This is a genomic window from Oceanobacter mangrovi, assembly GCF_019740315.1.
Classification (GTDB): Bacteria; Pseudomonadota; Gammaproteobacteria; order Pseudomonadales; family Oceanobacteraceae; genus Oceanobacter; species Oceanobacter mangrovi.
In genome coordinates, this window is the sequence record NZ_JAHXZR010000009.1 from 185,320 (window position 1) to 201,235 (window position 15,916).

Sequence of the window (15,916 nt, forward strand, 5' to 3'; positions counted from 1 at the left end):
CGCTTATCCGCAAGTTACAGTGCATTACCGATCTGGAAGATCGGCAGATACATGGAAATTACCAATCCACCCACTACAACCCCCAGAAAAGCCATAATCATTGGTTCCATCATGGCCGTTAAACCGTCGACAGATTCGTCCACTTCGGTTTCATAATAACTGGCGGCTTTATCCAACATGGCATCGAGAGCGCCAGACTCCTCGCCAATGGAAGTCATCTGGATCACCATATTAGGGAATACATTGGTTGCTCGCATGGCAAAGTGCATTTGCTGACCATTGGAAACTTCCTGGCGAACAGACAATACCGCATCCCGATAAAGCTTGTTACCAACAGCACCTGCAACCGATTGCAAGGCTTCAACCAGAGGTACACCGGCGGCGAAGGTGGTTGATAAGACCCGGGCAAAGCGGGCCACGGCTGCTTTATGAAGAATTGGTCCGAATACCGGGAATTTCAGGAAAATCAGGTCCATTTGATCGCGAAATTTGGGTGAGTTTTTAATCGCTGTTTTATAGGCAAACACCAGTCCGGCGATAACAGCTACGGCCATAAACCAGTATTTTTGTAATCCATCGGAAAGAAAAATTACAAACTGGGTTGGCGCTGGCAGTTCAGAGCCAAAACTTTCGAACATGCCCTGAAAAGTCGGCACCACCTTGATCAACAGAATGGCAGTTACAATCGCGGCAACAATCAATACTGTGATCGGATAACCCATGGCTTTTTTGAGTTTGGATTTCAAAGCCTCGGATTTTTCCTTGTAGATAGCAACCTTGTCGAGCATGGTTTCCAAAGCACCGGATTGCTCGCCAGACTCCACCAAGTTACAGGTCAGCTCGTCGAAATGCTCAGGGTGCTGTTTAAGGGAGGAAGCGAAGTCGTTACCGGCGGCGACATTGTCACGAAGCTCGAGTATCAGTTTTTTCATCGCAAGGTTGTCTACGCCATCCGCAACGATCTCAAATGACTGCACCAGCGGCACACCGGCTTTGATCATGGTTGCCATTTGGCGGGTAAAAAAGGTGATGTCTGCTGTTTTTATTTTCTTTTTGCTGCTCCCCCCCAGACCAAACATGGGCTGGGCCTTGCGTTTAACCTTTTCTGGCTGAATGCCCTGTTTACGTAGCTGAGCCTTGACCATAGCCATATTCTGGCCAGACAGCGTACCACTTATCTTCTGACCGCGCCGGTTGACGCCTTCCCAGGCGAATTCAATGCTTTTTGCTTTTTGGGCCATAGCTGCTAACTGCCTCTACCATTCTGTCGCTGGGTTAGTCTGTGGTAACACGGTTGGCCTCTTCCAGACTGGTCATCCCCTGGGCGACCTTCATCAGGGCTGACGTCCGTAAATTATTAAAGCCTTCTTTACGTGCAACGTCAGCGATTTCAATTGAATTACCGCCTTCCATGATAATACGAGAGAGTGCATCGGTTATTTTAACTACTTCGTAAATACCAACACGGCCTTTATAGCCATGGCTGCACATCTCACAGCCTACCGGCTGATAGATTTCAGCGGTTTCCAGCATTTCCTCGGTGAAACCGGTTTCCAGCAAGGCTTCTCTGGGAATGTCAGCAGGCTTTTTGCAATTTTTACACAAACGACGGGCCAGACGCTGGGCAATAATCAAGGAAACCGAGGTTGCAATGTTAAATGATGGCACCCCCATGTTGGCCAGACGGGTAATGGTTTCCGGAGCACTGTTGGTGTGCAGGGTTGATAACACCAGGTGGCCGGTTTGGGCGGCCTTGATCGCAATAGAGGCGGTCTCAAGATCCCGAATTTCCCCCACCATGATCACGTCCGGGTCCTGACGCAGGAAGGAGCGTAGCGCTGCAGCAAAGTCCAGGCCGACTTTGGGGTTAACGTTAACCTGGTTAATTCCTTCGAGGTTGATCTCTGCCGGGTCTTCGGCCGTCGAGATATTGGTGCCTTCTTCGTTAAGAATATTCAGGCCCGTATAGAGGGAAACTGTTTTACCTGAGCCGGTTGGGCCAGTAACCAGAATCATGCCTTGCGGCTTGGAAAGAGCGTGCATATACAACTCTTTTTGAGCCGGCTCGTAACCCAGCATATCAATGCCCAACTGGGCAGACGACGGGTCCAGAATCCGCAATACAATCTTTTCGCCAAACAGGGTTGGCAAGGTGTTTACCCGGAAGTCGATAGCCTTGGTTTTGGATATCCGCATCTTGATACGGCCATCCTGAGGAATGCGCCTCTCGGAAATGTCCATTTGTGACATTACTTTAAGACGGGCTGCGATCTTGCCAGTCAAGGATACGGGGGGCTTGGCAACCTCGTGCAATATACCGTCGGTGCGGTAACGAACCCGGTAACGTTTTTCATAGGGCTCGAAGTGAATATCCGAAGATCCCATTTTGATGGCGTCCAATAGCATTTTATTGACGAAACGTACGATAGGGGCATCGTCACCAGTATTTTGATTCGACTGCTCCTTATCCTCGGCATTGGGATCTTCAAGATCTACGTCGTCCAGTTCGGAGTCCAGATCATCCATACTGGTGTCGTTGGCGGCCAATAATTTGGTAACGGCACCCGCCAATTTTGTATGGTCAACTATGACTGACTCAATGTTCATACCGGTACTGAACTTGAATTCGTCAATCGACTGAATACGGGTGGGATCACTTTGAGCGACAAATAAGCGGCTGCCGCGTGCAACCAGCGGAATAATCTGGTGTTTTTCGATCAGCTCGGCACTGACCAGTTCTTTGGGGATATTGTCGAAATCAAACGCATCCAGATCCAGCAAGGGCAAACCAAATTCTTCGCTGGCAATTTTAGCCAGGGCATCGCCACGAATCAGGCCGGAATTGGCGGCCGTCGCAATAAAACCCTGTTTATGCTCTGTTGCCTGAGTGAGTAAAATCTGGACTTGCTCCGCACTCAACAGGGATTTATCAACCAAGCGCTTGGGGATACCGGTAAGAACGGCCATGTTCGGGCTTCTCTACAGCAAATGAAACTGGAACTCAACATAACAGACAGGACGAACGCAAACCAGTATCCAAGCCTCAATCTGCTAGTTCATTCTTGGTAGATAGCGTAGATCCAGCGTTCCTGCAGCGGATGTCCATTTAACGATTCCGTTGCTAGAGCGTGTCGGTTGCAGGTAATAGGTTTTTCCGGCAATGGGACTTGGTACCCCGTCGCTGGTAGAGGCGAATAGAATTTCCAGTTCGCCATCTGCATTAATGGTAATAGATTTTACGTTATCACCGGCATAGTCTTCTGGGTCTTTGGAAATACCAGAGTAGTCAGCAAGGGCATCGATATCAGCAGGCAGCTTTGCATATCGTGCGGTATATTCATTGATATACAGTTGCAGAGGGCGGCTAACGGACAGGGATTTGGTAGTTTCTGTTCTTAGTATGTATTCGTTGTATTGTGGGATTGCGACTGAGGCCAAAATACCAATAATCGCAATTACGATCATTAACTCAATCAGGGTAAAACCATGTTGGCGGCTGAAGTTCATGGATCACCTCAATACAGCTTGATTTAATTGACAGGTGTTTACATTTCTATGTTAGCTAATAAAAAAGCCCGCCGTAGCGGGCTTTTAAATTGATCGACTTACTTCAGTTTTGGAACGTATTTGTCGTCAATAGGGTCAGCACCGTCAGCAGAAGTGCTCCAAGTTACTACACCACTGCTAGACAGTGCAGCAGACAGGAAGTAGGTTTTTCCTGCGATTGCAGCAGGAACACCATTTGCAGCGGTGTCGAAAGTTACAGTGGCATCCAAGGCATCGGAGGCGTAGTTGGTGATAGTGATGTCGGCTACATTGCCAGCTGCGTAGCCAGTCTCGTCAGCGCCAGAGTAGTCAGTCAAATCGCCGCTTGCTGCAGGCAAAGAAGAATAACGAGCGGCATATTCGCTAACAGCCAGCTGCAGAGGACGAGCTGCAGACAGGGAGTTGGTAGCTTCGGTACGCAGGATATAGTCTTGGTACTGAGGAATAGCAACGGCAGCCAGAATACCGATGATCGCAATAACGATCATCAATTCGATCAGGGTAAAACCTTTTTGTACAGATTTCATAGTGAATCTCCACTCTCTCAAAGTTCGGTATCAATCATTGACACCATTAATAATAAAACGTCAGGCGAAGCGTTCTGTTTTGTTGGCGTGACAAAACAGTTAAAGCAACCGCACGGGGGAAATGGTTGAGGGGTATTTCCAATCCGACGTCCTGCTTCAGAAATTTATATGCGATTGCTGTGCCAACTTTGAAAATACCATAAAGCCCCTGATTGTTGTGAAGTATCTCACGAATACGACATGGTTTGTGTCAAAACAAACCTGAGTTGCACAGTCGGGTTAGGCGAGGGTGGGGCTAAAGTGACAAATATTGTCACTCGGGTTTGGTTGGTGACGCTTTTCAGGGCAGCAGGGGTATTCAGATTGCTTTATTGGTTTAAATATCGACTTTTGAAATCCTGATCTGGATCAAAAATACAATTGCGCTATTAGCTTCATGAGAACTGCTTCTCAAATCAGATTGATGTTGGATTGTCCGGCAATCTTGTTTCTGGATTTCTAGACGTTTTGAGGATTTTAAAGCGACGTTTTTTGTCACGACATGTCGTGAGCGCGCAAAGGTTTGGTAAGTGTCATCCCGGCGAGCGTTGTTGCCGATGTTGTTTAGACCAGACATGTTTGGCCAAGAGTGTGAGGTTTATGCGGCCTGTTTTGTCACGGCATGCCGTGACCCTACGAATTGGAGTATTTAAACCATCTTCGTAGGGTCCAGTCATACCCGGACAAGCGTGCCGATTATTCCGCCGACAGGAAGCTGATTTTTTGAGGAATCAGTTCCAGGTTGACGTATTCACCGTTCTGGCTGTTGGTGTCGGTATCCAGTACCAGCAGGCCAGGATTGTCGCTGTTAGCCACGCCGACCCACAGGCGGCTGTCGGTATCGATGGTGATGTCAGTCAGCGTCAGCGCGTCATTATCCGCCAGGCTGGTATCGGAATTCAGAGCAGCCTGAATATCCACTTGCTCAGGGGCATCATCAGAAGTTGGGTCCATCTGATACAACCAGGTGTTGATGGTGGTGTAGCCCTGCTCCATATTGGCAGTGAAATAAAGCAGGTTGTCGCTGGCGACGGTCACATCACTGATGTGGTAGTAGATGGCGGTATCGCCGCTGGTGTCGTTCAGGGTTTCCAGTGTGGTGTTGTCGACCAGGCTGGTCACTGCGAACGTAGAAGCATCAATTTCGTCAATGCCTACGCCGCTGTTGCTTGAATAAGGACCGTGGCCGGAGATATACAGGACGCCGTTGTTTTCAACAATGGTTCCCGGGTTGGTGACGTTCAGCTCGATACCTTGCAGGCCGTCGGTCTGTGGGTCGGTATCCACTTCGGTCAGTGTCTCCAGATCAATCACGGCAACGTAGGCTGTTTGCGGCGCCCAGTAGGCATTCAGGCGTTGCATCAGTACGAACAGGTAGCCGTTGGATATTACTGCATCGGCCATGTTGGGAGCGCTGGCAGCAAGGTCGCCGGTTACTGTGTAGGCAGACAGGTCTACTTCCGCCACTTTGAAATCGCTGGATTTGGTAGCTGAAGTATCTACTTGCCAAACACTGGTAGCACCGTAGCGGATAACCCAGGCCAGATCGTCGTCCTGATGCACCAGGGTGTAAGGGTTGGCAGTGGTATCCGCGTTGGTATCGTTAACGGAATAGGTCCAGCCCTTGTGGATTGACCATTTGTCGTTGCTGCCAAGCTGGGTGCTGAACTGGCTGGTTGTACCTGTGGTGCGGTTGAAGTAGTACAGCTGGTTGTTGTAGCTGTCGATTGAATAATTGGTCTCGGTATCCGTCAGGATGGACAGGTTGGCGTTACGATCATCGGCCAGGTTACCAATGGTGACCTGTGAACTGTCGTAGTTGGAGCTGGTGCTGAAAACGACATAGTTTTCACTGTCCAGATCGGCCGAAACCGGAAAGTCTGATGAAGAACTACTGTCTGAGCCACAGCCTGTCAACAGCAAACCGCTGCTTGCCAGTGCGAGCAGGGCCGCTTTGTTAGGGATCATTGAATTCATGATGGTTCCTTATTATGGCGGAAAGACTAAAAACGCCCTTCCAGGGTGATCATCCACTCCCGCGCCCGCACGGGCCGGTTGCTGAAGTCATTAAACTGTTGGTTGAATAAATTACGGATCGTCAGTCCGGTTTTTTGCTCGCTCAGCAGACTGAGAGAGTCAGGCCACTGATATTGATAACTGCTATGCCAGATATGGCGTTGATCACCGGCAAGCAGGTTGGAGCGGTCGAGATAGAGGTCATCGGCCAGCTCGCCATTTAATGTCAGGCGATGTTGTTGGCTGATGCTTTGCCATTGCAGGCCGCTGATCAGGCGGAAGTGATAAACGCCCGGCAGTTGTTTGTGGTTATAGGACTTTATGGTGCTGCTGGAGACGCTGTCGTAATGGCTGCCCGCCAGACTGAGTTGCCAGGTACCTTGTGTTTCGATATCCGTTGCCAGCTTCCATTCCAGACCTTTCATGACTGCATCGTTGGCGTTTTCATAACGGCCCGAGCCGGTTCCCGGGTCGTAAATAGCGATAATGGCGTTGTTGAGTTGACGTCGAAATACGGTGATTGAGACGGATGGCGACTGTAGCCAGCTGTCGGCGCTGGTATTGCCCAGCCAGTTGGTTGTCAGCGCGAGGGTCTTGCCCTGTTCGGGCTCCAGCTCCGGATTACCCCGCGTCAGCCCCTGATCCCCGTAGCGCTCATAGATAGAGGGAATACGCAAAACCCGTTTCCAGCTCAGTTGCAGGTTGCCAATGCCGTAGTCGGACAGCCACTGCTGGTTGAGTTGGGCAATCAAGGATGGCCAGCGTCGTTGATGGCTGCCGTCGTCACTGCTGCTGCCAGCCGTGCTCAAACCGGAATCCAGTTGATGAAACATGTAGCTGACACTGGCGGAACGGCTGTTGCTGTCGTTATCCCAACGGCTGTTCAAACCGGCTTGCCAATGCTGTAGCCAGGATGACTGGTCACATTGGGCTGAAAGTGAATCGCAGTTGGTGGTACTGACGAGACTGCTGCGATAACGGCTGGCGTAAGTCTGTCTGGTCGCTTTGGCGGTGGCGGTGAAGAGCCAATTATCCAGTCCGGTGACGGCAGGGCCTGCCTGACTCGAAAGGCTGCCTTCGGTGGTTTGATAACGGTACTGATCATCGTTGTTGATATAGGAAAAAACGCCGATGGCATCTTCATAATGCTGCCGCTCCAGCGTGTGTGTCAGTTGCCACTGCTGGCGCCACAAGTGGCCCCAGTGGCCTTGCAGCTGCAGGCCGGTTTCCTTACTGGTGAGTTGGGCGCGGTTGTTGGGCGAATTGATTTCGTACTGCGGCAGTTGCTTGGATTTGTCTTGCCACCAGCTATTGGCGGACAGGCGATCCAGGTTGAACGCCAGACTGATACGGTCCTTGCGCCAGGCGGCATTATTCAGCTGCTGGGAAACATCAACAGCCAAGGTATTGGACGGATTCGGTACCTGGTATTCGTAGTTATTGTCGCTTTGCTGATGATCCAGTTGCAGGGTCAGGCGGCGGTTGTTCGCCAGTTGCCAGCCGGAGGCCAGATTGGCCATAAAAGTACCGTAGCTGCCGGCCGCCATGCTCAGACTTTGTGGAGTGCTGCCATCCGCCTTGCGGGTGATGATGTTGATTGTGCCACCAATCGCTTCGTCCATGATCAGCACGCCGTCGCTGGTGTCGGTTGAGCCGTTCAGTACATCGATCCGCTCGATATTGGCAAGCGGCAGGGATGCCAGATCGTAATGGCCGAACTGACCGGAGTTCTGTAATACGCCATCGACCAGAATACGGGTCTGATTGGTTGCCGCGCCCTGCATTGAAACCAGCACCGGGTCACCCATACCACCAAGCGCTTGCACCTGCACACCGTTAACCGATTCGAGAAATTCACCCAGATTGCGATAGCCCGACTGATGCAGTTTGGCGCTGTAACTGCGCAAGTCACTGGCGTCGGGCTCTTGCTGACCCACAACCACAATCTCATCATCAGTCTGCTCTGTAACTGCAGCGACGGCCTGCACTGTGTTTGGCAGCAGGCAAGACAGCAAGGTCAACACCGCTGCGACTGAATAGCAGCTGAAAGCGGGTTGTTGCTTGGCTGGTAACTGAGCGGCTGCTGGTAGCAGGGAAACGGATTCAGGCATCGGGTTTCGCACACGTAGAGGGCTGGTTTTTTCAGCAGTCTGGCAGCTGCTGACTCAGCGACGATGGAAACCAACAGAAAGGCAGGTTGTTCTCTGCGAGAATAACCGTGTGGCGCAGCGGAGAAAGGATCGATGAGGACAGCCCGCTGCTGTCACTACCTCCCGGTTGCCCTCCGCAACGTCGGTAATCTGCACCAGGCCGGTATCCGGGCTTACGACCTGAGCCTGTGGCTCGTCACACAACGCCTTCCCGCTTGATAGCAGTGGCTGACCAGAAGATGGTCTGGTTGTGGTTTGGGTCGATCACCGTTGCGGGGGCAGCGCCGGGATATGCTGTTCATACAAGACAAGCATCACCGGTCTTCCCGTTTAACCTGTTCAGAACAGGCACCTGGATCAAGCGGCGCAGGTTATCCAAGCTGGCTGTGTCGGTCAAGAGACGGGGCGTTTTGTCAAGAAACTCACTGTCTGTTCATTCCTGAACAGTTTGGTCAACTGACTTTCAAATCAGTGGCAAGCGCAGAATAAAGCTGGCGCCGTGGGGTTTGATGGACTGATAGCGCAGCTGGCCATGGTGGTGGTTGGTGACAATAAAGTAGGAAACCGAGAGACCAAGCCCGGTACCCTGGCCAACTTCCTTGGTGGTATAGAAGGGCTCAAACACATGGGGAATGACTTTCAGTGGCACACCGGGGCCATTATCTTCCACCGACAGGCAGAGCCAGCCACCTTCCTGCCAGGCTTTCAGCTGGATCACTGGATGCCAGTTGGCATCTGCTCCGCGGTAGGTTTGCAGAGCTTGCTGGGCATTTTTGATCAGGTTGACCAGCACTTGCTCTATCTCGCCGGGAATCACCTTCACCGCTGGCAGGTTTGGATTGTCCTCATGACGCAGTTCAATTTGTCGAATCGCCAGATCGTTACGGGCAATGGTCACCGCGTTGGTGATCAGCTGTTTGACCGAGTGCAGCTCGCGTTGGGAATCGTTGCGCCGGGCAAAATTGAGCATGGTGGCAATAATGCCTGCCGCGCGTTCACCCGCGTTTTGAATATGATCCATCAGGTGTTCAATATCCCGCTGCTGCAAATAAGACTGCAGAGCGTTGAGGTCCAGTTCAAGCGAACCCGCCACCTTGCGGTTTAAGGCCAGGTCAGTGCCAAGACGGCGGCGGATATTCTGCAGGTTCTGCAAAATCGCCCCGAGCGGGTTGTTGATTTCATGGGCCATTCCGGCAGCCAGGCCACCAACGGTGAGCATTTTTTCCGACTGCATCATCATCTCTTCCATTTTCAGACGCCGACGAATGTCTTCAATACGTACAACCGCGACGGCATCCTGGTCGTTATCCAGTGCGTAAGCGGTTACTTCGGATTTAAGCCCGGGTTCAATGCTGTCGAGCGTGGCGTCTTTCTGCAGCAGCGGCTTCAGCGACGAAGACGGTGGCGCTTCACGTAACTGCGACAATAACGGGCTGATCAGGCCTTGCAGTTCAGGAATCAGCACATCGAGGCGAATTCCGGTAACGCCGCCAACATCGCCATGTAGCCAGGCCAGCGCCTGGCGGTTGCACTGCAACAGTCGGCCTTCCTGATCAATGGCAAACAGCGCAAAGGGAATGGCGTTCAGAATCGCATCCAGCAGCGCCTTGGTATGGCCCAACTGGCGTTCCATGGTGCTGCGTACCTGAATTTCTTTTTCCAGTTCGTTGTTGGCGCGGGCACTTTCCTGTGCCAGCAAGGTAGCCCGGTGGCGGGCACTTTCGGCCTGGTGGTGAGCGCGGGCCAGTTCGTCGGTACGGCGATGCTGAATCCAGTAAAACTGATTGAGGCTGTCTGCCAGTGGCTGAACATCCGGGTCGTTAACCACAAATTGCTCGTGGCCTGCGTGATCCTGTTTTTGCAGGCTGTCGAGCTGGCTTTGCAGGTCCAGATAGGGCACTTGCTGCCAGCGCCGTACCAGCAAATAGAGGAAAAACAGCACCACCAGGCTGATGGAGCCGGTGACCAGTAAGGTACTGATGGTTTCTGTGAGGTAATAGCCGGGCAGAGAGGTCTGGTTATTCACCAGAATTTCATATTCGTGCTGACCATTGCTGAAACGGTATCGATTGGCATGCACATCCGAATGCCAGAGTTCATGGACGGGGGATTTGCGAGTGGTGATCGACTCTATCAACAGATTCTGACCCGGCTCAGTCAAACGCACCGAATAAATTTGGGGGTGTTCGGAAAACTGGTCGAGCAACCGCTGAATGCGCTGGTTCTCCAGTGGCGAGCGCATCAGCTCCTGCTCCAGATTGCGTACCAGCAGGTGATTGAGTTCCGGTTCCAGATACTGGCTGGAAATCCGGTCAGCGGTGTAGACAAAGGCCAGTGCAGCAATGGCCAATAACGACACCAGCGCCACCAGAGTGGCGGTCATTATTTTGCGGCGCGGTAAGAAAGTGACGTGCGTGCTTCTGGCCATATTGGCTTATCCGTCAGCCTGTGGAAGCGGGGAGCTTGCTGCCAGTTCCAGCTGACGAGCAACGGAACTGAGTGCCGGAAGATCTATTGCTGCCTGGCGGGCGCAATTCAGCGCGTAGCCCAGAATATAGTCGAGCTCGGTCGGCCGACCGGCCAGTACATCCTGTAAGGTCGATGATCGATTGGCGCCAGTGGCCGTCGCAACCTGTTGAATCAGCTCTGGCAGCTCAGTGGGCAAATCCCAGTTGAGTTGTTGGCCCAGCTGCAGGACTTCCTCGCTCAGTCGCAACAGTTGCTGCAGATAAGCCGGGTGAGTGACCAGTTCGCCATTAAGACAGGAATACAGCGCCGTCAGCGGGTTGATAACGCAGTTCACGGCCAGCTTCATATACTGGCGGCGATGAATATCGGAGACGACCGTTAAATGGGGCGGTAACTGCCCGACGGGCACATGATTGTCGGGGTCGGCCTGCCAGCGGCCAATCATGACTTCGCCTGCGCCGGCGTAAACATAGCTTCTGCTGTTGTCACCTTGACTGGAGAGATAACCGCCATCAGTGGCGATGGCTTGCCATAATTCACAGGCCAGTCCCTCGGCTGTCAGCCATTGCTGTAGCTGTTGCTGCTGGCCCATACCGTTCTGGATCAACAACAGTCTTTTAACCAGGGGCAAATGGTCTTGAATCTGCTGGATGGCGTTAAGGGTATCGCGGGCCTTGGTGGTTACCACCAGCCAGTCGAGAGATTCACCGGTCCAGACGGGCAGGGTGAAGTCCTGACTGGGCGGGAAATCCGGCCAACGAGCCAGCACAGATTCTCCCGTCTGCAAATGGCGGGTTGGGGGAATATGGGGGCGACCAACGGCAAACAGAGAGTGTTCCCGCCAGTGAGCGGCCATGATGGTACCAATAGCACCCAGACCAAGAATTCCGATGGAAAGCGTCATGGCCGGATTATAGGCTTCTGGGCTGAATTGTGCAGGGGTTTGTGGTGCCCGATATGCGAAGGATGAGCAAATCGGTGTAGGGTCCAGACATGCCTGGACAAAAGTGAGCGGATTTCGTCACGACATGTCGTGACCCTACGCATTTTGTGGGTGGTGTCAGGGTTGTAGGGTCCAGGCATGCCTGGACAATATCTATTCGCTTCTGGCGTTGGCGGCTTGTACCAGCGTCAGTCGCTGTGGCTCGGGTTCTGGGTGAACTTCGGCCTGAGGGGTGTTCAATTGTTGTACCGCCAGCTGCAATTTGCCCAGAAGCTGGGCCGGGTGGTCGGCTTTCACGCGTTTGATCCAGTGCTGCAAATCGGTTTGCTCAATACGCAGGTACTGTCCCAGCTGCTCCAGCGAATAACCGGATTTGTCCATCAGCCAGACTGCCAGCGGCATCAGGCGGTAATAAAGGCGGCGATTTTGTGGATCGCTGAACTCGTCTTCGTGGCAGCCAAAACGACGGCTAATCAGGCTTTTAATATTGAGCCAGTCTTGCTCGAGATCGCCATCATGACGGTTTTCGCTGGCAACGACCTGTAACGGCTGGTGGCTGGCCATCCAGCGTTTGCGGGCCAGCGCCAGATGGCTGTTCTGATTGCCATTGACCAGATCCAGCTCGGGCGGCGGCAGTTGTTCCATCACATTGATGTAATGCTGGTCGCGGCGATGGCGGCTATGTGCCAGCCGATTCCACACGGCCTCATAATCCAGCCAGGCGGGCGGTTGCGGCATGCGGTAATAACTGTCGCTGCTCCAGCGGTAAAGCTCAGCGGTTGGTACCAGACCTTCGTAAACCGGGGTACGGTGCAGCTGCAACACGGCATTCATCAAAAAGGCCGGTTCATCTATAGCCAGGACATCAACTTGCTCCGATAACACCGGATGTTCAGTTCCCCAGCGCTGGCGATGCTGCTGGCTGAAGGCCTGTTGCAAGGCCTCGATGACCATCGGCCAGTCTTCTTGGCAGCGCAAGATGCAGCGGATTTGTGTTGGTTCCAGTAACCAGGCGATCAGCCGACTGCCTGGCAGTTCTGCCAGCAAGCGTACACCCGCCTCCAGCTCGAATACCGAACGGAAAAGTGGTTGTTTGCGTGCTCCCCTGAAGGTAAACAGGTAGACGCCGGGGCCGTGAAGAGGAAGTTTACTGTTCATACCAAAACTCTAGACCGGCAAATCATAATTGCCAGTCCATGACCAATGCCTTTGATTTTCGCAGCTGGTAAAGGTATACAGTCCCGCTGCCAAATTAATGGTAATGACGATAGCAAATCCGCAGCCAAAGCGGCTTGCGGGCAGTTACGCTGTTGCTGCCGTCGTAATGCAAACTGAAGAATGACAAGATTGTTGGAGAACCCTGATGCCTTCTTTTGATGTGGTGTCTGAAGTCGACAAGCACGAAGCCCAGAACGCCGTCGACACAGCCAATCGCGAACTCAGCACCCGTTTTGACTTCCGTGGTGTTGACGCCAGCTTTGAATTAAAAGACTTCGTGGTGACTCTGACAGCCAACGAAGAATTCCAGATCGAGCAAATGAAGCCGATGCTGGAAGGTGCCATGATTAAACGTGGCCTAAAAATCAGCTGTCTGGAATACGGCGACCTCAAGGGTGCAGGCAAGCAGGTCAAGGTGCTGGCCACCATGCGCCAGGGCATCGACAAGGAGCTGTCGAAGAAAATGGTCAAAATGGTCAAAGACAGCAAGCTCAAGGTGCAGGCATCGATTCAGGGTGAAATGGTGCGGGTACAGGGCAAGGCGCGTGACGACCTGCAGGCTGTGATGGCGCTGTTCCGTAACGATGATTCCATCACCATGCCGCTGGCATTCAAAAACTTCAAAGACTGATGACTCAACGTTCAGAGGTGGCGGAACCGGCTTCCACTACCTCCGTGTCTTTCTGGCAGTGGTGCCGCGAGGCCTGGCAAATCTACACCCGTAAACCGGTGATGGTGATTGCCTTGCTGGGCTTTGGTGCCGGGCTGCCGTATCTGCTGGTATTTACCACACTGACCGCCTGGTTGCGCGACGCCGAGGTTGAACGCACCACCATCGGATTTTTTGCCTGGGTCGGTATCACCTATTCGATCAAGGTATTCTGGGCGCCGGTGATTGACCGCCTCAATATTCCCGGGCTCACCGAAAAATTGGGCCAGCGGCGTAGCTGGATTCTGATTGGCCAGCTGGGTATTGCCGCCGGTCTGCTATGGATGGGCCATCTCGATCCGCATCAGGACCTCTGGAGCATCGCCATTGCGGCTCTGGTTGTTGCTTTTGCCTCCTCGACCCAGGACGTCGCCCTCGACGCCTATCGTATTGAAATCGTCGAAGACGAATATCAGGGCGCCATGTCAGCCAGTTATATCTTTGGCTATCGGGTGGCGGTGCTGTTTTCCAGCGCCGGAGCCCTGTATCTGGCGGACTGGTACAGCTGGTCGTTCGCCTACACGTTGATGGCAGCGCTGATGGCTGTGGGTGTGATCGCAACTTTCTGGGGCGACGAGCCCAAACATCTGGATGCCGAACAACGTGGCAAGATGGACGCGGAATTGATCGACCGCCTGATGGGGCGGCCGATGAATCTGCAACAGCGGCCCGGTTGGCAGAGGTGGTTACTGGGGGCGGTTATTTGTCCCTTACTGGAATTCTTCCAGCGCAATGGCACGCTGGCGCTGGTGATTCTGGCATTTATTGCCGTGTTCCGGCTTAGCGACATCACCATGGGGGTGATGGCTAATCCGTTTTACCTCGACCTTGGTTACAGCAAGTCTGATATCGCCCGTATCGCCAAGATTTTTGGCTTGATCATGACGCTCGCCGGTTCCGCCATTTGTGGTGTGCTGGTGGTGAAGTGGGGAATGTATCGGCCATTGTTGCTGGGCGCTATTCTGGTAGCGGGTACTAACTTACTATTCGCTTTACTGGCCTTGACCTGGGATGGCAGCAGACCGCCGTTAAGCTGGCTGGTATTGGTGATCAGTGCGGATAACCTCAGCGGCGGCATCGCCAGTACCGCCTTTGTGGCGTATCTGTCGAGCCTGGCCAACAAGAGTTATACCGCGACCCAGTACGCCCTGTTCAGTTCGTTAATGACCTTGCCCGGCAAGTTTATCAGTGGTTTCTCTGGCTGGGTGGTAGACGGCTGGGGCTACAGCGAGTTCTTCACCATTGCCGCTGTGTTGGGCTTGCCCGCGATTTTGTTGGTGATGGTGTTGATGCGCCAACACGCCAAAGGCAATCTGTAGCAGCGGTTTTTGTCACGACATGTCGTGACCCTACGCAGGAGAGGCATGATCCGCCTGCGCCTGTTACACCCTGTCTTCGTAGGGTCCAGGCATGCTGGACAAGCCATCCCATCCTTTAAATGTCCCACAATAATCTCCTCTACTTTCCAATCCGCTTTTTGCCTTATCACCAGCAGAGCTGTCATTCCCGTCTATAGTTAATTGCACCCATCCTGAACACCGCCTGGGCGGATACCAAAGGGATAATTTGTTGCTATGTCAGCACCCGGTGCATCCTTGAAAAAACTGCTGTTGCTGGAGCCGTTCCGCTATCGGGTGATGCGGTGGCTGCTTGCCGTCGGTTTGATGCTGTCGATGATGCCCATACTGGTGGCTGATATGAACGAACCAGTGCCGCAGCAGCTGATCAACAAGGCTCGCGACGAATATGGCCGCAAGGCTATGTTTCGAATGGAGCGCTGGCACGATCTGATGAAAGATCTGGAGTCGGAAAAAGACGAGTTGGACAAGCTGGAAGAAGTAAATGACTTCTTCAATGACGAAATTCGTTTTGTGACCGATCTGCAACATTGGCGGGTGATTGACTATTGGGCAACGCCCTATGAATCGCTGGGGACCAACGGCGGTGACTGCGAGGACTATGTGATCGCCAAGTTCTACTCGCTTTTGCGTTTGGGAGTTTCTCCCAGCAAGCTGCGTTTCAATTACGTCAAGGCACTCGACTATAACCAGGCCCACATGGTGTTAACCTATTATCCGACCCCGGGGGCGATTCCGCTGGTGCTGGATAACATCAACACATCGATTCGGCCTGCCAATGAACGTCGGGATCTGAAGCCGGTTTATAGCTTTAATGCGATGGGTATGTGGCTGGACAAGGCTAAAGGGCAGGCGGTCAATATCGGCTCTGCCAACCAGCTTGACCGCTGGACGGACTTGCGGGTGCGTATGGCCCGTATCGGGCTGGATATTTGAGGAAT

Annotated in this window: 12 protein-coding genes and 1 riboswitch; of the genes, 3 read left to right on the plus strand and 9 right to left on the minus strand. The window is 52.9% G+C overall.

Going from position 1 to position 15,916, the window contains the following annotated elements:
• Positions 1-14: 14 nt before the first annotated feature.
• The 9 genes from K6123_RS17805 to K6123_RS17845 all read right to left on the minus strand — a co-directional run bounded on the left by K6123_RS17805 (position 15) and on the right by K6123_RS17845 (position 12,848).
• Positions 15-1,241, minus strand: coding sequence for a type II secretion system F family protein (locus K6123_RS17805; RefSeq protein ID WP_221800226.1), 1,227 nt, complete (start codon positions 1,239-1,241; stop codon positions 15-17).
• A gap of 34 nt (positions 1,242-1,275) precedes the next feature.
• A complete protein-coding gene (pilB, locus tag K6123_RS17810) occupies positions 1,276-2,967 on the minus strand; it encodes a type IV-A pilus assembly ATPase PilB (protein WP_221800229.1) in 1,692 nt (563 codons plus the stop codon).
• 84 nt (positions 2,968-3,051) lie between these two features.
• Positions 3,052-3,507 carry a pilin gene (locus K6123_RS17815; RefSeq protein ID WP_221800230.1) on the minus strand — a complete coding sequence of 152 codons (456 nt, stop codon included), beginning with the start codon at positions 3,505-3,507 and terminating at the stop codon, positions 3,052-3,054.
• 98 nt (positions 3,508-3,605) lie between these two features.
• Entirely contained in the window at positions 3,606-4,073 is a 468-nt protein-coding gene (locus tag K6123_RS17820; protein ID WP_221800232.1) for a pilin, read from the minus strand.
• A gap of 735 nt (positions 4,074-4,808) precedes the next feature.
• On the minus strand, positions 4,809-6,089 hold the full coding sequence (locus K6123_RS17825) for a hypothetical protein (RefSeq protein ID WP_221800234.1): 1,281 nt from the start codon (positions 6,087-6,089) through the stop codon (positions 4,809-4,811).
• Positions 6,090-6,115: 26 nt separating this feature from the next.
• Positions 6,116-8,239, minus strand: a complete 2,124-nt coding sequence (locus K6123_RS17830) for a TonB-dependent receptor (protein ID WP_221800236.1) — start codon at positions 8,237-8,239, stop codon at positions 6,116-6,118.
• Between the two features lie 180 nt (positions 8,240-8,419).
• Positions 8,420-8,649: riboswitch (cobalamin riboswitch) on the minus strand.
• A gap of 92 nt (positions 8,650-8,741) precedes the next feature.
• Positions 8,742-10,706, minus strand: coding sequence for an ATP-binding protein (locus tag K6123_RS17835; protein WP_221800238.1), 1,965 nt, complete (start codon positions 10,704-10,706; stop codon positions 8,742-8,744).
• Positions 10,707-10,712: 6 nt separating this feature from the next.
• Entirely contained in the window at positions 10,713-11,651 is a 939-nt protein-coding gene (locus K6123_RS17840; protein ID WP_221800240.1) for a ketopantoate reductase family protein, read from the minus strand.
• A gap of 192 nt (positions 11,652-11,843) precedes the next feature.
• On the minus strand, positions 11,844-12,848 hold the full coding sequence (locus tag K6123_RS17845) for a hypothetical protein (protein WP_221800243.1): 1,005 nt from the start codon (positions 12,846-12,848) through the stop codon (positions 11,844-11,846).
• A 205-nt stretch (positions 12,849-13,053) separates the two neighbouring features.
• Here K6123_RS17845 and K6123_RS17850 point away from each other — a divergent pair, with 205 nt between their 5' ends.
• From K6123_RS17850 to K6123_RS17860, 3 genes are all read left to right on the plus strand, one after another.
• Positions 13,054-13,539 carry a YajQ family cyclic di-GMP-binding protein gene (locus K6123_RS17850; protein WP_221800245.1) on the plus strand — a complete coding sequence of 162 codons (486 nt, stop codon included), beginning with the start codon at positions 13,054-13,056 and terminating at the stop codon, positions 13,537-13,539.
• Entirely contained in the window at positions 13,539-14,936 is a 1,398-nt protein-coding gene (locus K6123_RS17855; protein WP_343224014.1) for an AmpG family muropeptide MFS transporter, read from the plus strand. The genes K6123_RS17850 and K6123_RS17855 overlap by 1 nt, the downstream gene beginning before the upstream one ends.
• A 276-nt stretch (positions 14,937-15,212) precedes the next feature.
• Complete coding sequence (locus K6123_RS17860) at positions 15,213-15,911, plus strand: transglutaminase-like cysteine peptidase (RefSeq protein WP_221800247.1); 699 nt, start codon at positions 15,213-15,215, stop codon at positions 15,909-15,911.
• Positions 15,912-15,916: the final 5 nt, after the last annotated feature.